The 18,781-nt window shown below is 57.0% G+C and carries 17 protein-coding genes, 1 rRNA gene and 1 pseudogene; 11 read left to right on the top strand and 8 right to left on the bottom strand.

The window, feature by feature from the left end; translation table 11 throughout:
* The 6 genes and pseudogenes from dnaE to tilS form a co-directional block, all read left to right on the top strand.
* Positions 1 to 2,577: pseudogene (gene dnaE, locus ACK5JN_RS10850) on the top strand (DNA polymerase III subunit alpha); the annotation flags it as partial.
* A 15-nt stretch (positions 2,578 to 2,592) separates the two neighbouring features.
* Positions 2,593 to 3,552, top strand: coding sequence for an acetyl-CoA carboxylase carboxyl transferase subunit alpha (gene accA / locus ACK5JN_RS10845; RefSeq protein WP_416870190.1), 960 nt, complete (start codon positions 2,593 to 2,595; stop codon positions 3,550 to 3,552).
* A gap of 169 nt (positions 3,553 to 3,721) precedes the next feature.
* Positions 3,722 to 5,491, top strand: a complete 1,770-nt coding sequence (locus tag ACK5JN_RS10840; RefSeq protein WP_416870188.1) for a glycoside hydrolase family 19 protein — start codon at positions 3,722 to 3,724, stop codon at positions 5,489 to 5,491.
* A gap of 77 nt (positions 5,492 to 5,568) precedes the next feature.
* Positions 5,569 to 7,707, top strand: coding sequence for a lysine decarboxylase LdcC (locus ACK5JN_RS10835; protein ID WP_416870187.1), 2,139 nt, complete (start codon positions 5,569 to 5,571; stop codon positions 7,705 to 7,707).
* A gap of 62 nt (positions 7,708 to 7,769) precedes the next feature.
* The gene (locus ACK5JN_RS10830) at positions 7,770 to 8,159 is read left to right on the top strand and encodes a VOC family protein (protein WP_416870186.1); all 390 of its coding nucleotides are present in this window, start codon (positions 7,770 to 7,772) and stop codon (positions 8,157 to 8,159) included.
* Between the two features lie 63 nt (positions 8,160 to 8,222).
* Positions 8,223 to 9,524: a tRNA lysidine(34) synthetase TilS gene (gene tilS / locus ACK5JN_RS10825; protein WP_416870189.1), complete on the top strand. Its 1,302-nt coding sequence runs from the start codon at positions 8,223 to 8,225 to the stop codon at positions 9,522 to 9,524.
* A 16-nt stretch (positions 9,525 to 9,540) separates the two neighbouring features.
* Here tilS and rof read toward each other — a convergent pair whose 3' ends face one another.
* Complete coding sequence (gene rof, locus ACK5JN_RS10820) at positions 9,541 to 9,801, bottom strand: Rho-binding antiterminator (RefSeq protein ID WP_163447294.1); 261 nt, start codon at positions 9,799 to 9,801, stop codon at positions 9,541 to 9,543.
* Complete coding sequence (locus tag ACK5JN_RS10815; protein ID WP_064547602.1) at positions 9,788 to 9,988, bottom strand: YaeP family protein; 201 nt, start codon at positions 9,986 to 9,988, stop codon at positions 9,788 to 9,790. The genes rof and ACK5JN_RS10815 overlap by 14 nt, the downstream gene beginning before the upstream one ends.
* Positions 9,989 to 10,154: 166 nt before the next feature.
* Here ACK5JN_RS10815 and ACK5JN_RS10810 point away from each other — a divergent pair, with 166 nt between their 5' ends.
* The 3 genes from ACK5JN_RS10810 to nlpE are packed head-to-tail and all read left to right on the top strand — an operon-like array spanning position 10,155 to position 11,842.
* Entirely contained in the window at positions 10,155 to 10,700 is a 546-nt protein-coding gene (locus ACK5JN_RS10810; protein ID WP_416870185.1) for a YaeQ family protein, read from the top strand.
* Positions 10,697 to 11,110 (top strand): alternative ribosome rescue aminoacyl-tRNA hydrolase ArfB, encoded by a 414-nt coding sequence (arfB, locus tag ACK5JN_RS10805; protein ID WP_416870184.1) that lies wholly within the window; start codon positions 10,697 to 10,699, stop codon positions 11,108 to 11,110. Before ACK5JN_RS10810 ends, arfB begins: the two co-directional genes overlap by 4 nt.
* 36 nt (positions 11,111 to 11,146) lie before the next feature.
* Positions 11,147 to 11,842 (top strand): envelope stress response activation lipoprotein NlpE, encoded by a 696-nt coding sequence (nlpE, locus tag ACK5JN_RS10800; protein WP_416870183.1) that lies wholly within the window; start codon positions 11,147 to 11,149, stop codon positions 11,840 to 11,842.
* A 113-nt stretch (positions 11,843 to 11,955) separates the two neighbouring features.
* Here nlpE and proS read toward each other — a convergent pair whose 3' ends face one another.
* The 6 genes from proS to metN all read right to left on the bottom strand — a co-directional run bounded on the left by proS (position 11,956) and on the right by metN (position 17,543).
* The gene (gene proS, locus ACK5JN_RS10795) at positions 11,956 to 13,674 is read right to left on the bottom strand and encodes a proline--tRNA ligase (RefSeq protein WP_416870182.1); all 1,719 of its coding nucleotides are present in this window, start codon (positions 13,672 to 13,674) and stop codon (positions 11,956 to 11,958) included.
* A gap of 113 nt (positions 13,675 to 13,787) precedes the next feature.
* Positions 13,788 to 14,495: a tRNA (N6-threonylcarbamoyladenosine(37)-N6)-methyltransferase TrmO gene (tsaA, locus tag ACK5JN_RS10790; protein WP_416870181.1), complete on the bottom strand. Its 708-nt coding sequence runs from the start codon at positions 14,493 to 14,495 to the stop codon at positions 13,788 to 13,790.
* Entirely contained in the window at positions 14,495 to 14,899 is a 405-nt protein-coding gene (rcsF, locus tag ACK5JN_RS10785; RefSeq protein WP_416870180.1) for an Rcs stress response system protein RcsF, read from the bottom strand. The genes tsaA and rcsF overlap by 1 nt, the downstream gene beginning before the upstream one ends.
* Before the next feature lie 110 nt (positions 14,900 to 15,009).
* The gene (locus ACK5JN_RS10780; protein WP_416870179.1) at positions 15,010 to 15,825 is read right to left on the bottom strand and encodes a MetQ/NlpA family lipoprotein; all 816 of its coding nucleotides are present in this window, start codon (positions 15,823 to 15,825) and stop codon (positions 15,010 to 15,012) included.
* 40 nt (positions 15,826 to 15,865) lie between these two features.
* Positions 15,866 to 16,519: a methionine ABC transporter permease MetI gene (locus ACK5JN_RS10775; RefSeq protein WP_416870178.1), complete on the bottom strand. Its 654-nt coding sequence runs from the start codon at positions 16,517 to 16,519 to the stop codon at positions 15,866 to 15,868.
* The gene (gene metN / locus ACK5JN_RS10770; protein ID WP_416870177.1) at positions 16,512 to 17,543 is read right to left on the bottom strand and encodes a methionine ABC transporter ATP-binding protein MetN; all 1,032 of its coding nucleotides are present in this window, start codon (positions 17,541 to 17,543) and stop codon (positions 16,512 to 16,514) included. The genes ACK5JN_RS10775 and metN overlap by 8 nt, the downstream gene beginning before the upstream one ends.
* A 187-nt stretch (positions 17,544 to 17,730) precedes the next feature.
* Between metN and gmhB the strand changes: the two genes are divergently transcribed.
* Both gmhB and ACK5JN_RS10760 read left to right on the top strand, forming a co-directional pair.
* A complete protein-coding gene (gene gmhB / locus ACK5JN_RS10765; protein WP_416870176.1) occupies positions 17,731 to 18,294 on the top strand; it encodes a D-glycero-beta-D-manno-heptose 1,7-bisphosphate 7-phosphatase in 564 nt (187 codons plus the stop codon).
* Positions 18,295 to 18,672: 378 nt separating this feature from the next.
* Positions 18,673 to 18,781: ribosomal RNA gene (locus tag ACK5JN_RS10760) — 16S ribosomal RNA — on the top strand; the annotation flags it as partial.

The following is an 18,781-nucleotide window of genomic DNA, read 5'->3' as shown; positions in this document are numbered from 1 at the left end:
GAGCGCCTGGCCTTCCTGTTCCCGGCTGAAGCCGAGCGGAAAGAGAAACCTCCGCCATACGATGAACGTCTGGATATCGACCTCCAAGTAATCAACCAGATGGGGTTCCCGGGCTACGTCCTCATCGTTATGGAAGTTATCCAGTGGTCGAAAGACAACGGCGTGCCGGTAGGCCCAGGCCGTGGTTCTGGTGCGGGCTCGCTGGTGGCTTACGCGCTGAAAATTACCGATCTCGATCCGCTGGAATTTGACCTGCTGTTCGAACGTTTCCTTAACCCGGAACGTGTCTCCATGCCCGACTTCGACGTTGACTTCTGTATGGAGAAACGCGACCAGGTCATTGAGCACGTGGCCGACATGTACGGCCGTGATGCGGTGTCGCAGATCATTACCTTCGGTACGATGGCGGCGAAAGCGGTTATCCGCGACGTGGGCCGCGTGCTGGGCCACCCGTACGGTTTTGTCGACAGGATTTCGAAACTGGTCCCGCCCGATCCGGGGATGACGCTGGCGAAAGCCTTTGAAGCCGAACCGCAACTGCCTGAGATTTACGAGGCAGATGAAGAAGTTAAAGCGCTGATCGACATGGCGCGTAAGCTCGAAGGGGTCACGCGTAACGCCGGTAAACACGCCGGAGGGGTGGTTATCGCCCCGACGAAAATCACCGATTTCGCGCCGCTGTACTGTGATGAACAGGGGCTGCACCCGGTTACCCAGTTTGATAAAAACGACGTGGAATATGCCGGCCTCGTGAAGTTCGACTTCCTCGGCTTGCGTACGCTCACTATCATCAACTGGGCGCTGGAGATGATTAACGCCCGCCGCGAGAAGAACGGCGAGCCGCCGCTGGATATTGCCGCTATCCCGCTGAACGATAAGAAAAGCTTCGATATGCTGCAACGTTCGGAAACCACGGCGGTCTTCCAGCTTGAATCCCGCGGCATGAAAGACCTGATTAAGCGTCTGCAGCCTGACTGCTTCGAAGATATGATCGCTCTGGTGGCCCTGTTCCGTCCGGGGCCGTTGCAGTCCGGGATGGTAGATAACTTCATCGACCGTAAGCACGGACGCGAAGAGATTTCCTATCCGGATGTGCAGTGGCAGCACGAAAGCCTGAAACCGGTACTGGAGCCGACCTACGGCATCATTCTGTACCAGGAACAGGTCATGCAGATTGCCCAGGTGCTTTCCGGCTACACCCTCGGCGGCGCGGACATGCTGCGTCGTGCGATGGGTAAGAAAAAGCCTGAGGAGATGGCCAAGCAGCGCGGCGCGTTCGAGGAAGGAGCGAAAAAGAACGGCATCGACGGCGAACTGGCGATGAAAATCTTCGATCTGGTGGAGAAATTCGCCGGTTACGGGTTTAACAAATCGCACTCCGCGGCCTACGCGCTGGTCTCTTACCAGACGCTGTGGCTGAAGGCGCACTATCCGGCCGAGTTTATGGCGGCGGTCATGACCGCCGATATGGACAACACCGAGAAGGTGGTGGGCCTGGTGGATGAATGCTGGCGCATGGGGCTGAAAATATTGCCGCCAGATATCAATTCCGGTTTATATCATTTCCACGTGAATCATGACGGGGAAATCGTGTATGGTATCGGCGCGATTAAGGGCGTCGGTGAAGGCCCAATTGAAGCCATCATCGAAGCGCGTAACAACGGCGGCTACTTCCGCGAGCTGTTTGACCTGTGCGCCCGTACTGACACCAAAAAGCTCAACCGGCGGGTGCTGGAAAAGCTGATCATGTCCGGGGCGTTCGACCGCCTTGGCCCGCACCGCGCCGCGCTGATGAACTCGCTCGGCGACGCACTGAAGGCGGCGGATCAGCACGCGAAAGCCGAAGCCATTGGCCAGGCCGATATGTTCGGCGTGCTGGCGGAAGAGCCGGAACAAATTGAACAATCGTATGCCAACTGTCTGCCATGGCCGGAGCAGGTGGTATTGGATGGGGAGCGCGAAACGTTAGGTCTGTACCTGACGGGGCACCCGATCAACCAGTATATAAAAGAAATTGAGCGCTATGTCGGCGGGTATCGACTCAAAGACATGCATCCGACGGAACGTGGTAAAGTGACCACGGCCGCGGGGCTCGTGATTGCGGCGCGGGTTATGGTCACCAAGCGCGGCAATCGTATCGGCATCTGTACGCTGGATGACCGTTCCGGACGCCTGGAGGTGATGTTGTTCTCCGAGGCGCTGGAAAAATACCAGCACCTGCTGGAAAAAGACCGCATACTTATCGTCAGCGGACAGGTCAGCTTTGATGACTTCAGCGGCGGCCTTAAAATGATGGCCCGCGAAGTGATGGACATTGACGAAGCCCGGGAAAAATACGCTCGCGGGCTTGCTATCTCGCTGACGGACAGGCAAATTGATGACCAGCTTTTAAACCGACTCCGTCAGTCTCTGGAACCCCATCGTTCGGGAACCATTCCAGTACATCTCTACTATCAGAGGGCGGATGCACGTGCGCGGTTGCGTTTCGGTGCAACCTGGCGTGTCTCTCCGAGCGATCGTTTACTCAACGATCTGCGTGGCCTCATCGGTTCGGAGCAGGTGGAACTGGAGTTTGACTCATACAGGAATACTATGAGTCTGAATTTCCTTGATTTTGAACAGCCGATTGCAGAGCTGGAAGCGAAAATCGATTCTCTGACTGCGGTTAGCCGTCAGGATGAGAAACTGGATATTAATATCGACGAAGAAGTGCATCGTCTGCGTGAAAAAAGCGTAGAGCTGACGCGCAAAATCTTTGCCGATCTCGGCGCATGGCAGGTAGCCCAACTGGCGCGCCATCCGCAGCGCCCGTACACCCTGGATTATGTCCGCCTGGCGTTTGATGAATTTGACGAACTGGCAGGCGATCGCGCCTATGCCGACGACAAAGCTATCGTTGGCGGTATCGCGCGTCTGGACGGTCGTCCGGTGATGATCATTGGTCATCAGAAAGGCCGTGAAACCAAAGAGAAAATCCGCCGTAACTTCGGTATGCCGGCACCGGAAGGGTATCGCAAAGCGCTGCGCCTGATGGAAATGGCTGAACGCTTCAACATGCCGATCGTGACCTTCATCGACACCCCGGGTGCTTACCCAGGCGTGGGCGCGGAAGAGCGCGGTCAGTCTGAAGCGATTGCCCGCAACCTGCGCGAAATGTCGCGTCTGAGCGTGCCGGTTATCTGTACCGTTATCGGTGAAGGCGGCTCCGGCGGCGCGCTGGCGATCGGCGTGGGCGATAAAGTGAATATGCTGCAGTACAGCACCTATTCCGTTATCTCCCCGGAAGGCTGCGCCTCGATTCTGTGGAAGAGCGCCGATAAAGCGCCGCTGGCGGCTGAAGCCATGGGCATCATCGCGCCGCGTCTGAAAGAGCTGAAGCTGATTGACTCCATCATCCCGGAACCGCTGGGCGGCGCTCACCGTAACCCGGAAGTGATGGCGGCCTCTCTGAAAGCGCAGCTGCTCGAAGATCTCGCCGATCTCGATGTGCTGAGCAAAGACGATCTGCTCAATCGCCGCTATCAGCGCCTGATGAGCTACGGCTACGCCTGATTTATCAACCTCATTTTCTTCGCCAAGGGCCGGATTTTCCGGCCCTTTTTTTATGTGATGTGAAAAGAGATGAAGTGATTCGCCAATGATGCCTTTCTCCGGCAACACTGCGTCGACTGCCAGGCATTAAGCCGTTACCGGCAGCCAACAAGGAAAAAAGGAGAATACGATGGCATTACGTAAAACCGTAGCACTGAGCGCCGTGGCCGCAGGGATCATGTTAAGCCTGGGCGCCGCGCAGGCCGCCCCGCTGCTGAGCGCGACCGAAGCGACCACCGTCAAGGCGAGCGATCTCGCCGCCAAAGAAAAGGCCTTAACCGATTTCCCGTTGATGAATGCGGTAAAAGCCTCTATCAAAACGCGGCCTAACAGTGAAGTCGAACAGATTGCGCCAGGCCGCGCGGCTAACCCGGCGAACGTGAAGCGCGTGGAGAGCATTTTAACCGAGCAGGACTGGGACTATCTGTTCCCGATGCGCGCGCCGGAATATACCTACAGCAACTTCCTGAAAGCGATTGGTAAATTCCCGGCCGTTTGCGGCACCTATACCGATGGCCGCGACAGCGACGCGATTTGTCGTAAGTCGCTGGCGACCATGTTCGCCCACTTTGCCCAGGAAACCGGCGGCCATGAAAGCTGGCGCGATGTGCCGGAGTGGCGTCAGGCGCTGGTCTACCTGCGCGAAGTCGGCTGGGTTGAAGGGCAGAAGGGCGGCTATAACGGCGAATGTAACCCGGATATCTGGCAGGGCCAGACCTGGCCGTGCGGGAAGGATAAAGACGGGGATTACCTGAGCTATTTTGGTCGCGGCGCGAAACAGCTCTCTTATAACTACAACTACGGTCCGTTCTCCGATGCCATGTACGATGGCGACGTTCGTCCGCTGTTGGATAAGCCCGAGCTGGTGGCCGACAGCTGGATGAACCTGGCCAGCGCCGTGTTCTTCTTTGTTTATCCGCAGCCGCCGAAACCGTCGATGCTCCACGTCATCGACGGCACCTGGCAGCCTAACGACCATGATAAAGCGAACGGCCTGGTTGACGGCTTCGGGGTCACTATTCAGATTATCAACGGCGGCGTGGAATGCGGCGGCGCGGATGAAAACGCCCAGTCCCTTAACCGTATCGCCTATTACAAAGAGTTCGCCAACTACCTGAAAGTGCCAATTGCTGCCGATGAAGTCCTCGGCTGTAAGAACATGAAGCAGTTTGATGAGGGCGGCGCAGGCGCTCTGCCGATCTACTGGGAAATGGACTGGGGATGGAGCGCGGAAACCGCCGATGGCAAAACTAACGCCTGTCAGTTAGTCGGCTATCAGACGCCGTACAGCGCGTTTAAAGAAGGTGACTATGCGAAGTGCGTGCAGAAGCACTTTAACGTAAATATCGTTGATGACAGCGGCCAGGCCGATGAGCCGTCTGACGCCACCGACGATACCACCCCGGCTCCCGCCGTTAACGTCGCGCCGGTGGCGCGTATCGCCGGGCCGATTGGCGCGGTGAATGCGGGCAGTCAGGTGTCGTTAAGCGCGGAAGGCTCCAGCGACGCCAACGGCGATAAGCTTAGCTACACCTGGATGTCACAGGATGGGCAGACGCTGAGCGGCCAGGATAAATCGGTCGTCACCTTTGCCGCTCCGGTTAAGGATCAGGACGCGCAGTATGTGGTTAGCCTGACGGTGAGCGACGGTAGCCTGTCCAGCACTACCACCTATACCCTGAACGTGAAGGCGAAAGCCGCGGAAGGGGATGAGGGTAAAACCACTGACTACCCAGCCTGGAGTGCAACCCAGACCTGGAAGGCGGGCGAGATCGTAAACAACCACGGTGCGCTCTATCAGTGTAAACCGCTGCCGGAAGGCGCGTGGTGCAACAATGCGCCAACCTACTATGAACCAGGCGCGGGTATTGCCTGGGGAGATGCGTGGAAAGCGCTGTAAAGTGAAGAAATCATGCCAGTGCGGTGCGCTGGCATGATTACTGTTATGCTTTTACCTGGATTGTCCAGGAGGGAAGCATGAATATTATTGCCATTATGGGGCCGCACGGCGTCTACTATAAAGACGAGCCTATCAAGGAGCTCGAAGGGGCGCTGCTGGCACAGGGCTTCAAGATTATCTGGCCACAGAACGGTGCCGACCTGCTGAAGTTTATTGAACACAACCCGCGTATTTGCGGCGTGATTTTTGACTGGGACGAGTACAACATCGATCTCTGCGCCGAAATTAACCAGCTCAATGAATATCTTCCGCTGTACGCCTTTATCAACAACCACTCGACGATGGACGTCAGCGCTAACGATATGCGCATGGCGCTGTGGTTCTTTGAATATGCGCTGGGGCAGGCGGACGACATCGCCACCCGCATCCGCCAGTATACCGACGAATATCTCGATAATATCACGCCGCCGTTTACCAAAGCGCTCTTCACCTACGTGAACGAAGGCAAGTATACCTTCTGCACGCCGGGGCATATGGCCGGAACGGCCTACCAGAAAAGCCCGGTCGGCTGCCTGTTTTACGATTTCTTCGGCGCCAATACGCTGAAGGCCGATGTCTCAATTTCAGTGACCGAGCTGGGTTCGCTGCTGGACCATACCGGCCCGCATCTTGAAGCCGAAGAGTATATCGCCCGCACCTTTGGCGCCGAGCAGAGTTACATGGTAACCAACGGCACCTCAACGTCGAACAAAATCGTCGGCATGTATGCGGCGCCCAGCGGCAGCACGCTGCTGATTGACCGTAACTGCCACAAATCACTGGCGCATCTGCTGATGATGAGCGACGTGGTGCCGCTGTGGCTGAAGCCGACGCGCAATGCGCTGGGGATTCTTGGCGGCATACCGAAGCGAGAATTCACCCGTGACAGCCTCCAGCAGAAGGTGGACGGCACCGACGGCGCACAGTGGCCGGTGCATGCGGTGATTACCAACTCCACCTACGACGGCCTGCTGTATAACACCAACTGGATCAAACAAACGCTCGACGTGCCGTCGATCCATTTTGATTCGGCCTGGGTGCCCTATACCCACTTCCACCCGATCTACCAGGGGAAAAGCGGCATGAGCGGCGAGCGCGTGCCGGGGAAAGTGTTCTTTGAAACGCAGTCGACCCACAAGATGCTGGCGGCGCTGTCGCAGGCGTCACTCATTCATATTAAAGGCGACTACGACGAAGATACCTTCAACGAAGCCTTTATGATGCACACCTCGACGTCACCGAGCTACCCGATCGTCGCGTCCATTGAGACCGCGGCGGCCATGCTGCGCGGCAATCCGGGGCGCAGGCTGATCAACCGCTCGGTTGAGCGCGCGCTGCACTTTCGTAAAGAGGTTCAGCGGCTGCGGGAAGAGTCGGATAGCTGGTTCTTTGATATCTGGCAGCCGGAAGCGATCGACGAAGCCGAGTGCTGGCCGGTATCGCCGGGAGAAGACTGGCACGGTTTCAGCGATGCGGATGCCGACCATATGTTCCTCGATCCGGTGAAGGTGACGATCCTCACGCCGGGTATGGATGAGCAGGGCAATATGAGCGACGAAGGGATCCCGGCGGCGCTGGTGGCAAAATACCTCGACGAGCATGGCGTAGTGGTGGAGAAAACCGGGCCGTATAACCTGTTGTTCTTGTTCAGCATCGGTATTGATAAAACCCGAGCGATGGGGCTGCTGCGTGGGCTCACGGAGTTTAAGCGCGCCTACGATTTGAACCTACGGGTGAAGAACATGCTGCCGGATCTCTATGCTGAGGATCCTGACTTCTACCGCCATATGCGCATTCAGGATCTGGCGCAAGGGATCCACCGCCTGATTCGCCAGCACGATCTTCCGCGGCTGATGCTGCGGGCTTTTGACGTGCTGCCGGAGATGAAGCTGACGCCACATCGCGCATGGCAACAACAAATTAAAGGCGAGGTGGAAACGGTGGCGCTGGAAGAGCTGGTTGGGCGCATTTCGGCGAATATGATTCTGCCGTATCCGCCGGGCGTACCGCTGCTGATGCCGGGGGAGATGATCACCGAGGAGAGCCGGTCGGTGCTCGACTTCCTGCTGATGCTCTGCTCCATCGGGCGACATTACCCGGGCTTTGAAACCGATATCCACGGTGCAAAACGCGATGAAAACGGCGTCTACCGTGTCAGAGTCCTAAAAAATGGCTGAGGGCTTGCGTCGTCACGGCCTGCGCGGGTAACGTGCTGAGAAACGCTTAACGGAGTATAACCATGCTGGGATTAAAACAGATTCACCATATTGCCATTATCGCCACCGACTACGCGAAGAGTAAGGCGTTCTACTGCGACATCCTGGGCTTTACGCTGCAAAGCGAGGTCTATCGCGAAGCGCGCGATTCGTGGAAGGGCGACCTGGCGCTGAACGGCCAGTATGTAATTGAACTGTTTTCCTTCCCATTCCCGCCGGAGCGCCCAAGCCGCCCGGAGGCCTGCGGGCTGCGCCATCTGGCGTTTAGCGTCGATGACATTGACGCCGCCGTGGCGCATCTGGAAGCGCACGGCGTCGCCTGCGAGGCGGTGCGCACCGATCCTTACACCGACAAGCGTTTCACCTTTTTTAACGATCCTGACGGCCTGCCGCTGGAGATTTACCAGCAGTAAGGCTTGTCATGGGCCGCCGAGCCCGGTAACGTGCCGGGCGATACCTTTCACGACGATACGACAATGACGCCTTCTTCCCTTGTGCAGCGACTCTCTTCGCACCGCCAGTTTCTGGTGGCCTTTAGCGGCGGCCTCGACTCGACGGTGCTGCTGCATCAGCTGGTTTGCTGGCGGCAGCAGGAGCCGGGCGTTTCCCTGCGGGCGATTCACATTCACCATGGCATCAGCCAGAACGCCGACGGCTGGGTTGCGCACTGCCAGGCGCAGTGCGCAGAGTGGCAGGTGCCGCTGGTGATCGAACGCGTGACGCTGGCGCAGAGTGGGGCCGGGCTGGAGGCGGAAGCCAGAGCCGCGCGCTATCAGGCCTTTCGTGAAGCGCTGCTGCCCGGTGAAGTGCTGCTGACGGCACAGCATCTGGATGACCAGAGCGAGACGCTGCTGCTGGCGCTCAAGCGCGGCAGCGGGCCTGCGGGTTTATCGGCCATGCCGGTCAGCGCGGCGTTTGCCGACACCCAGCTCATCCGCCCTTTATTGTATGAAACCCGCGCCACGCTGCTGCTGTGGGCGCAGCGCCACGGGCTACGCTGGATTGAAGATGAGAGCAATCAGGACGACGCTTACGACCGCAACTTCCTGCGCCTGCGCGTGCTACCGCTGCTGAATGCCCGCTGGCCGCACTTTGCCGAGGCGGCGGCGCGCAGCGCGGCGCTGTGCGGTGAGCAGGAGATGCTGCTGGATGAGCTGCTGGCCGACGAGCTGTCGCGGCTGCTCGGCGATGAGGGATCGCTGGCAATTGAACCGATGCTCAGTATGAGCGGGCCGAAGCGCGCCGCGCTGCTGCGCCGCTGGCTGTCGCATCTGGGGGCCACGATGCCGTCGCGGGAGACGCTGACGCGGCTATGGCAGGAGGTGGCGCTGGCGCGTGAAGACGCCGCGCCGTGCTTACGGTTGGGCGAGTATGAGATTCGCCGCTTTCAGCAGCGGCTGTGGTGGCTAAAAACGCGGCCGGGGCAAACGGATAGCGCCATCGAGTGGCAGAATCCGCACGCGCCGCTGACGCTGCCGGCAGGGCTGGGGCAGGTCTATTTGTCGCCGGGCGGCGATATTCGCCCGCCGCGCGCCGAAGAGACGGTTTCTATCCGCTTTAAAGCGCCGGGAATGCTGCATGTTGTGGGCCGCCACGGCGGGCGCAAGCTGAAGAAAATCTGGCAGGAGCTCGGCGTGCCGCCCTGGCTGCGCGATACCACGCCGCTGCTGTTTTATGGGGATGCGCTGATTGCCGCTGCGGGAAGATTTGTCACGCTGGATGGGAGAGGCGATACGGAAGACGGCGTGCAGTTTTGCTGGCAGAAAACGGGCAGCTAAGCTGCCCGTTTTTCCGTTATGACTCGCTGACCACCACGGTGCCAATTTGCGGGTGGCTGAAGCTGGTGATCCGGTCAAGACGCAGCTCGCGGAGATCGCCCGCGCTGTCGACGACCAGATACTCCACGTTCTTACGTGATAACAGGTCGTGAGCTTTGGCTTGCAGCACTTCGCCGTCTTTCAGCTCCAGCGAGAGGACGAGGTGGTGCTGGCAGGCAAGCTCAAGATTGTCATAGTCATCACAGTTGATAGGTTGATAAGTATCATTCATTGACATAATCGCTCACCAGTAAGTTTGCCGCCGCATACGCGGCTTTTTCCCTGACTGACTCAGAAATGGCGTCGTCCGCCGCAACTTCGTTCAAAACTTTCAGTACACAGCCTAGCGCATCCGGGATATACCCTAAATCACCGCTCGCAATTTCCGCGTAGCGTTGGCGAATCAACTCACAATAGTTGCCCACATGCCCTCCTGTCAGCGCTTCAATTAAGCCTATGAAGATAATCTCTGTTTAGCAAGGTGACTATATCACACTCATTTAAGCATTATCAGCGGGATGAGCGGCGGCAGACGGGCCTTTTGGCGCTGATTTCGTTACAATGACCCCCATTTTTTTCAGGAGTTTAGCCATGGCGCTGAAAGCAACGATTTATAAAGCAGTGGTCAACGTCGCCGATCTCGACCGTAGCCAGTTTCTGGACGCGTCGTTAACCCTCGCGCGCCACCCGTCCGAAACCCAGGAACGCATGATGCTGCGTCTGCTGGCGTGGATTAAGTACGCCGACGAACGGCTGCAGTTTACCCGCGGGCTCTCTTCCGACGACGAACCGGAAGTGTGGCTGCGTAACGACCATCTGGGGATCGACCTGTGGATTGAGCTGGGGCTACCGGACGAGCGGCGGATCAAAAAAGCCTGCAGCCTGGCGCAGGAGGTGGCGCTGTTCACCTATAATAGTCGTGCGGCGGAAATCTGGTGGCAGCAAAACCAGAGCAAAATGGCGGGCTTTAAGAACCTGAGTATCTGGTATCTCGACGATGAGCAGCTGGCGAAGCTCAGCGCGTTTGCCGAACGCACGATGACGCTGCAGGCGACCATTCAGGAGGGGGCAATCTGGCTCTCTGATGCTCAGAATAATCTGGAAATTCATCTGACGCCGTGGCAGACGCCGGCATGATTACGCTCTCCCGGCAGGTGAGCATCCCGGATGATGAGCTGACGATTACCGCCATCCGGGCGCAGGGCGCGGGCGGGCAGCACGTGAATAAGACCTCGACGGCGATTCACCTGCGCTTTGACATCCGGGCCTCCAGCCTGCCAGAGTATTACAAAGAGCGCCTGCTCGCCGCCAGCCACCACTTAATTTCTGCTGACGGTGTGATTATCATTAAGGCGCAGGAGTACCGTAGCCAGGAAATAAATCGCGAAGCGGCGATTGCCCGCCTGGTGGCGGTGATCCAGACGTTAACGACAGAACAAAAACGCCGACGCCCGACGCGCCCAACCCGCGCGTCGAAAGAGCGGCGGCTGAATTCAAAAGCGCAGAAATCTTCAGTGAAGTCCATGCGCGGGAAAGTTCGCTATTAAGCCGGACGTGGATGTAATAAGAATAAGGAATTAAGGGTGAAAAAAGCGATATTGGCCATTGCGGCGACGGGGATGCTATTTGGGCTTTTCGGATGTAACCATTCGGAAGTGACCACCATTAAGCCGACACAGCCGGTGGAATTAACCCCTATGCAGCAGAGCTGGCGCGGCGTCCTGCCGTGTGCCGACTGCGAAGGCATTGAGACCTCGCTGTTCCTTGAGAAGGACGGCACCTGGGTGATGAACGAACGCTATCAGGGCGTGAGCCATGAGCCGTCGTCATTTGGTTCCTACGGTTCCTGGGCGCGTACCGCCGATAAGCTGGTGCTGACCGACAGCAAGGGCGAGAAGTCTTACTACCGTGCGAAGGGCGAGAAGCTGGAAATGCTCGACCGTGAGGGCAACCCGATTGAATCAACCCTGAACTACACGCTGGAGCCGGTAAAAGCCAGCCTGCCAACCACGCCGATGGCGATGCGCGGGATGTATTTCTACATGGCCGATGCGGCAACCTTCACCGACTGCGCGACCGGGCAGCGAGTGGCGGTGGCGAATAACGCTCAGCTGGAGCGCGACTATGCCGCTGCGGAGGGCAGCGACAGCAAGCCGATTCTACTGGTGGTGGAAGGGCATTTCACCGTGGAGCCTAATCCGGACACAGGCGCGATGGTGAAAACTCTGGCGACCGATAAAGACGCGAAGTTTGTGCCTGGTAAGGATTGCCGCAACTAATAAAAAAGGCCTCGCACATTGCGAGGCTTTTTTTGTCGGATGGCTGGTAGCCCGGGCGAGGCGTAGCCGACCCCGGGAACCCCGGCGTCGCTTCGCTCGGCCGGGGTACTGGATTAGCCTTTAATGGCTTTCACCAGGTAATCGACGATATCGCCGGTTTTAATCAGCTCTTTCTCGCCCTTACGACGGTATTTGTATTCGATATCGTCGTTGTCGAGGTTACGGTCGCCCAGCACGATGGTGTGCGGAATACCGATCAGCTCCATATCGGCAAACATCACGCCCGGACGCTCTTTACGGTCGTCCATCAGCACTTCGATGCCCTGCGCGCGCAGCTCCGCGTACAGCTTCTCAGCCAGCTCCTGCACTCGGTAGGACTTGTGCATGTTCATCGGCAGAATGGCGACCTGGAACGGGGCAATGGCGTCTGGCCATACGATGCCACGATCGTCAAAGTTCTGTTCAATAGCGGCAGCCACAACGCGAGTGACCCCGATACCGTAGCAGCCCATGGTCAGGATCTGGTTACGGCCATCGTCGCCCTGCACGGACGCTTTCATCGCTTCAGAGTACTTGGTCCCCAACTGGAAGATGTGGCCCACTTCGATACCGCGTTTGATCATCAGCGTGCCTTTGCCGTCCGGGCTCGGATCGCCAGCGACCACGTTACGGATGTCAGCCACTTCTGGGGTGGCGACGTCGCGATCCCAGTTGATGCCGAAGTAGTGCTTACCGTCGATGTTGGCGCCGGCGGCGAAATCGCTCATCACGGCAACGGTACGGTCGATAACGGTTGGAATCGGCATGTTAACCGGACCCAGAGAACCCGGGCCTGCGTTCACCAGCGCACGAATTTCTTCTTCGGTAGCGAAGGTCAGCGGGCTGGCAACCTGCGGCAGTTTTTCCGCTTTAACTTCGTTCAGCTCGTGATCGCCGCGAACCAGTAGCGCAACCAGCGGAGACTTGCTGCCTTCAACCGCTTTCACCAGCAGGGTTTTCACGGTTTTCTCGATCGGCAGGTTGAACTGCTCAACCAGCTCGGCGATGGTTTTGGCGTTCGGCGTATCAACCAGCGTCATTTCCTGCGTCGCAGCCGCGCGCGGTTCTTTCGGCGCAACGGCTTCGGCGAATTCGATGTTAGCGGCATAGTCGGAGGAGTCGGAGAAGATCACATCGTCTTCACCGCTCTGCGCCAGCACCTGGAATTCGTGAGAGGCGCTACCGCCGATAGAACCGGTGTCAGCCTGTACTGCACGGAAATCCAGACCCATACGGCTGAAGATCTTGCTGTACGCTGCGTACATCGCGTCGTAGGTTTCCTGCAGAGATTCCTGAGAGGTATGGAAAGAGTAGGCATCTTTCATCAGGAATTCGCGGGAACGCATCACGCCGAAGCGCGGACGGACTTCGTCACGGAATTTGGTCTGGATCTGGTAGAAGTTCAGCGGCAGCTGTTTGTAAGAGCTCAGCTCGTTACGGATCAGGTCGGTGATCACTTCTTCGTGCGTTGGGCCGAGGACGAACGGGCGATCGCCGCGGTCAGCAATACGCAGCAGTTCCGGGCCATACTGTTCCCAACGGCCGCTCTCTTCCCACAGTTCGGAAGGCTGAACTACCGGCATTAACACCTCGATCGCACCGGCGTTGTTCATCTCTTCACGCACGATGTTTTCGACTTTTTTCAGGACGCGCACGCCGGTCGGCAGCCAGGTGTATAACCCGGAGGCCAGCTTGCGGATCATCCCGGCGCGCAGCATCAGCTGATGGCTGATTACCTCGGCGTCGGCAGGTGTCTCCTTCAGAGTGGAGAGCAGGTATTGGCTAGTACGCATGTTGTTACGGTTCCAGTTGAACGATCGAACAGGCTCAAGACGAGCCTGGCACAAAACAAAAGTGGTTTAGTTTACCAGCGAGAAAGGGATGTCAAAAGAGTACGCGACGCAAATTAGCGGGCTTCCAGGGCAAAGACCTCAAATCCTGACGGCGTGACGCGCCAGCGGACGTTAAAGTCCAGCAGCCAGACCGCGTAGGTTTTGCCTTCTTCCTCGTTTTTACGGTAGGCCGGACGCGGATCCTGCGCCAGCACTTCGGCAATAAACTGGCGCAGACGCGGATAACGTTTTTCCAGCCCGAGCAACTGCTGGGTAATCTCTTCGCTGAAGGTCACGTTAACGTCGGCCTGCGGCGCATCCTGCGCATAGCTGGCGCGTGCTTCAGGCAGTGATTCGGCAAACGGCAGATACGGTTTGATATCCACTACCGGCGTACCGTCGACCAGATCCAGCCCGCCAAGCTCGAGGATGACGTGCTCTTTATGGCAGCGGATGCCCCGCAGCTCGACCAGCGACATGCCGATCGGGTTAGGCCGGAAGGTTGAGCGGGTGGCAAAAACGCCCATTCGCGCGTTGCCGCCCAGACGAGGAGGGCGAACCGTCGGACGCCAGCCGCCTTCCATCGTTTGATGAAAGACGAACAGCACCCACAGATGACTGAAGTCCTCCAGACCGCGCACGGCGTCGGCCTGGTTGTAGGGGGCGAGTAAATGCAGCTCGCCGCTACAGTTTTTCACCAGCCCCGGCTGACGGGGTACGGCAAACTTCTCTTTATACGGCGAGCGGATAACGCCTATCTGCGCGAATGAAAAGGTGCTCATTACTTCGCGGAAACGTTCAGCGCAGACCCGACGCAGACCGCCTGACGGTAGCAGCCCGGTGCGCCGCTGGTTACTTCGCAGCTGTGCAGCAGTACCGCATTCGCTTTCATTTTAGAGGCGTTGATCTGCATGCGTTTGCGCGCGGTTGGGATATTCGGCGGTGAGTCCTGATTGCTGGCCTGGCAAGATTCGCCTGACACTTCGCCCAGATCGCGGAACGGCTTGCCGACCAGATCTTCGGCGTTAGTAATAATTCGTACCGGCGTTGCGCGTGGCGCCTTCGGTTTCGCGGTCTCCGTTTTGACGGGGGTCGCAGTGCTTTGAACGGGTTCAACGGGAGATCTGTTTAGCATGGAGCAGCCGCCTAACAGGAGCGCTAATAAACAGACCGGTAAAGCACGCATAGTAATTCCTCTATAAAGGGTAGACCAGGATGCTATTGAATCAGGTGCTTGCATAAATGACAAGACGGGCATGCGCCCGTCTTGAAAGATACTGCTTAGCGGTAATGCGATTACCAGCCTTTAACTGCGCCACCGTTAAAGATTTTGTTCGCCGCTTCGTACACTTCGTCAGACTGGTAGGCCTGAACGAATTTCTTCACGTTTTCCGCGTCTTTGTTGTCTTCGCGAGTCACGATCAGGTTCACGTACGGAGAGTCTTTACCTTCCACGAAGATACCGTCTTTTGCCGGAGTCAGATTGATCTGGCTGGCGTAGGTGGTGTTGATGACGGCCAGCGCAATCTGCGCATCGTCCAGGGAGCGCGGCAGCTGCGGCGCTTCCAGTTCAACAATCTTCAGGTTTTTCGGGTTCTCAACGATGTCCAGAGAGGTCGGCAGCAGGCCAACGCTGTCTTTCAGTTTGATCAGACCTTCTTTCTGCAGCAGCAGCAGGGTGCGGCCGAGGTTAGTCGGGTCGTTCGGTACGGCAATCTGGTCGCCCGATTTCAGTTCATCCAGAGATTTGATTTTCTTGGAGTAGCCAGCGATCGGGTAAACGAAGGTGTTACCGACGGAAACCAGCTTGTAGCCGCGGTCTTTGATCTGCTGATCCAGGTACGGTTTGTGCTGGAAGGCGTTGGCGTCGATGTCGCCTTTGCTCAGCGCTTCGTTCGGCAGAACGTAGTCGTTGAAGGTCACCAGCTCAACGTCCAGACCATATTTCTCTTTCGCTACTTTCTGCGCAACTTCAGCAACCTGCTGTTCCGCACCGACGATCACGCCGACTTTAATGTGGTTTGGATCTTTTTCGTCCTGGCCGCAACCAACAAGTGCCAGAGAACCAATCAGGGCCCCAACTGCCGCAAAGGTTTTAAAATTGAACGCCATGCTTATTTCCTTAAACTTTTAAGTTGTGTTGTGTGTAACGCTATTTATGAGTCACTGCCCGAACGATACGATCGCCAGATAGTTGAATTAAATAAACCAGAACGACCAGCAATACCAGCACTGTATTCATCACGACCGCATTATAACCAATGTAGCCGTACTGATAGCCAATCTGGCCCAGACCGCCGGCGCCCACGGCACCGCCCATCGCGGAGTAGCCAACCAGCGTAATCAGGGTAATGGTGGCGGCGTTAACCAGGCCCGGCAGCGCTTCCGGCAGCAGGACTTTACGCACGATCTGCATCGGCGTGGCGCCCATTGCGCGGGAAGCTTCAATCAGCCCGGTCGGGATTTCCAGCAGGGCGTTTTCCACCATACGGGCGATAAACGGCGCGGCGCCCACGGTTAGCGGAACGATTGCCGCCTGCAGGCCGATCGAGGTGCCGACAATCACGCGGGTAAAAGGAATCATCCATACCAGCAGGATAATGAACGGGATGGAACGGAAGATATTCACCAGCGCAGAGAGAATGCGGTACAGCTTGCCGTTCTCAATGATTTGCCCCGGACGCGTCGTATAAAGAAGCACGCCAACCGGCAGGCCGATCACGAAGCCAAAAAAGCCCGACACAAACGTCATGGCCAGCGTTTCCCAGACGCCGCGCGCCAGTAACCACATCATGGCCTCAGACATAACCCAATACCTCTACTTTTACATGGTGTTGCTGCAGCCAGGCGATGGCCGCTTGCGTATCTTCAGGCGTGCCGTGCATTTCGGTCAGCATGATGCCGAACTTCACGCCGCCCGCGTAATCCATCTGCGCGCTAATAATGTTGTTGTTCACGTTAAAGCGACGTGCGGTTTCCGACAGCAGCGGTGCATCCACCGAGTGGCCGGTAAATTCCATACGCAGCATCGGCACGCTGTCGGCGGACTGCGTCGCTTTCAGGCGAGCCTGGTAGTCTTCCGGAATATCCAGATGCAGCGTGGACTGAATGAACTGCTGCGCCAGCGGCGTTTTTGGATGAGAGAACACTTCGCTCACCGTGTCCTGTTCAATCAGTTCACCGTTGCTGATGACCGCCACGCAGTCGCAGATACGTTTAACCACGTCCATCTCATGAGTGATGAGCAGAATGGTCAGCCCCAGGCGACGGTTAATGTCTTTCAGCAGTTCCAGAATCGAGCGGGTGGTTGCCGGATCCAGCGCGCTGGTGGCTTCATCACACAGCAGGACCTTCGGGTTGCTGGCCAATGCGCGGGCAATCGCCACACGTTGCTTCTGGCCGCCGGAGAGGTTAGCCGGATAGCTGTCGTGTTTATCGCCGAGACCGACCAGATCCAGCAGCTCGGTGACGCGACGCTTCACTTCATCTTTCGGGGTGTTATCCAGTTCCAGAGGCAGCGCGACGTTGCCAAACACCGTGCGGGAAGAGAGCAGGTTAAAGTGCTGGAAGATCATGCCAATCTGGCGGCGCGCTTTGGTCAGCGCAGATTCTGATAAGGCCGTCAGCTCCTGGCCGCCGACCTGGACGCTGCCTTCGGTCGGACGCTCAAGCAGGTTGACGCAGCGAATAAGCGTACTTTTACCTGCGCCGGATGCGCCAATGACGCCATAAATTTGTCCCGCAGGCACGTGCAGGCTAACGTTGTTTAGCGCCTGAATCGTACGTTGGCCCTGCTGGAAGACCTTGGTGATATTCGAAAGTTTAATCATTAGATTATTTATTATCGGTTAGAGTTATCCGTGGCATTTTGTTCTGCCAGAGACGGGCGATGACCGTCAACAAAACGGATGTTAAGGCATCTAGACGTCTAAATCAATCTGATTTGTACGATCGACGCTTTCTTGCCAGACGAAACATGCGATACTAACAACACATGCCTTATTCAGGAGCAACACGGTGGCAAAGTCCGTACCCGCTATTTTTCTCGATCGTGATGGCACGATTAATGTCGATCATGGCTACGTTCATGAAATAGATGCGTTTGAGTTTATCGATGGCGTCATTGACGCGATGCGTGAATTAAAAGAGATGGGCTATGCCCTGGTGCTGGTGACTAACCAGTCGGGTATTGCTCGCGGGAAATTTACCGAAGCGCAGTTCGAAACGCTGACGGAGTGGATGGACTGGTCGCTGGCCGACCGTGGTGTCGATCTGGATGGTATCTATTATTGCCCGCATCACCCGCAGGGAACGGTAGAAGAGTATCGTCAGGTATGCGACTGCCGCAAACCGCATCCGGGGATGCTGAAGTCGGCGCAGGAATATCTGCACATTGATATGGCTTCTTCTTATATGGTTGGCGACAAAATGGAAGATATGCAGGCAGCATCGGCAGCTGGCGTGGGAACCAAAGTGCTGGTGCGCACCGGTAAGCCCGTCACTGAAGACGCGGAAAAAGCCGCGGATTGGGTGATTAATAGCCTGGCAGAACTGCCTGCGGCGATCAAAAAGCAGAAATAATCGACGAAAAGGCGAAAAAGCGAGCGGTTGAAAGAAAAGTGCATTTTCCCTCTTGTCAGCCAGAAATAACTCCCTATAATGCGCTCCCACTGACACGGAACAACGGATGACAAGCCGCCGGGTCAGCGAGATTCTCCAGAGGATCTCGACGGAGAAAAGCGAAATTAAACGCTTGACTCTGAAAGAGGAAAACGTATTATACGGGACCTCGCAACGGTGAGCGAAAGCCGCGTTGCACTGCTCTTTAACAATTTATCAGACAATCTGTGTGGGCACTCGAAGATACGGATTCTTAACGTCGCAAGACGAAAAATGAATACCAAGTCTCTGAGTGAACACGTAATTCATTACGAAGTTTAATTCACGAGCATCAAACTTAAATTGAAGAGTTTGATCATGGCTCAGATTGAACGCTGGCGGCAGGCCTAACACATGCAAGTCGAACGGTAGCACAGAGAGCTTGCTCTCGGGTGACGAGTGGCGGACG

The organism is Kluyvera sp. (genome assembly GCF_047971185.1).
GTDB lineage: Bacteria > Pseudomonadota > Gammaproteobacteria > Enterobacterales > Enterobacteriaceae > Kluyvera.
The sequence above is the reverse complement of the archived record's forward strand: the minus strand, read 5'-3'. Positions and strand labels throughout refer to the sequence as shown.

Excerpts from the sequence above, each read along its gene's own strand:
- accA (WP_416870190.1), top strand. The coding sequence starts at position 2,593 with ATGAGTCTGAATTTCCTTGATTTTGAACAGCCGATTGCAGAGCTGGAA.
- proS (WP_416870182.1), bottom strand. The coding sequence starts at position 13,674 with ATGCGTACTAGCCAATACCTGCTCTCCACTCTGAAGGAGACACCTGCC.
- arfB (WP_416870184.1), top strand. The coding sequence starts at position 10,697 with ATGATTACGCTCTCCCGGCAGGTGAGCATCCCGGATGATGAGCTGACG.
- ACK5JN_RS10840 (WP_416870188.1), top strand. The coding sequence starts at position 3,722 with ATGGCATTACGTAAAACCGTAGCACTGAGCGCCGTGGCCGCAGGGATC.
- ACK5JN_RS10835 (WP_416870187.1), top strand. The coding sequence starts at position 5,569 with ATGAATATTATTGCCATTATGGGGCCGCACGGCGTCTACTATAAAGAC.
- ACK5JN_RS10830 (WP_416870186.1), top strand. The coding sequence starts at position 7,770 with ATGCTGGGATTAAAACAGATTCACCATATTGCCATTATCGCCACCGAC.
- rof (WP_163447294.1), bottom strand. The coding sequence starts at position 9,801 with ATGTCAATGAATGATACTTATCAACCTATCAACTGTGATGACTATGAC.
- ACK5JN_RS10775 (WP_416870178.1), bottom strand. The coding sequence starts at position 16,519 with ATGTCTGAGGCCATGATGTGGTTACTGGCGCGCGGCGTCTGGGAAACG.
- ACK5JN_RS10780 (WP_416870179.1), bottom strand. The coding sequence starts at position 15,825 with ATGGCGTTCAATTTTAAAACCTTTGCGGCAGTTGGGGCCCTGATTGGT.
- tsaA (WP_416870181.1), bottom strand. The coding sequence starts at position 14,495 with ATGAGCACCTTTTCATTCGCGCAGATAGGCGTTATCCGCTCGCCGTAT.
- tilS (WP_416870189.1), top strand. The coding sequence starts at position 8,223 with ATGACGCCTTCTTCCCTTGTGCAGCGACTCTCTTCGCACCGCCAGTTT.
- metN (WP_416870177.1), bottom strand. The coding sequence starts at position 17,543 with ATGATTAAACTTTCGAATATCACCAAGGTCTTCCAGCAGGGCCAACGT.
- ACK5JN_RS10810 (WP_416870185.1), top strand. The coding sequence starts at position 10,155 with ATGGCGCTGAAAGCAACGATTTATAAAGCAGTGGTCAACGTCGCCGAT.
- rcsF (WP_416870180.1), bottom strand. The coding sequence starts at position 14,899 with ATGCGTGCTTTACCGGTCTGTTTATTAGCGCTCCTGTTAGGCGGCTGC.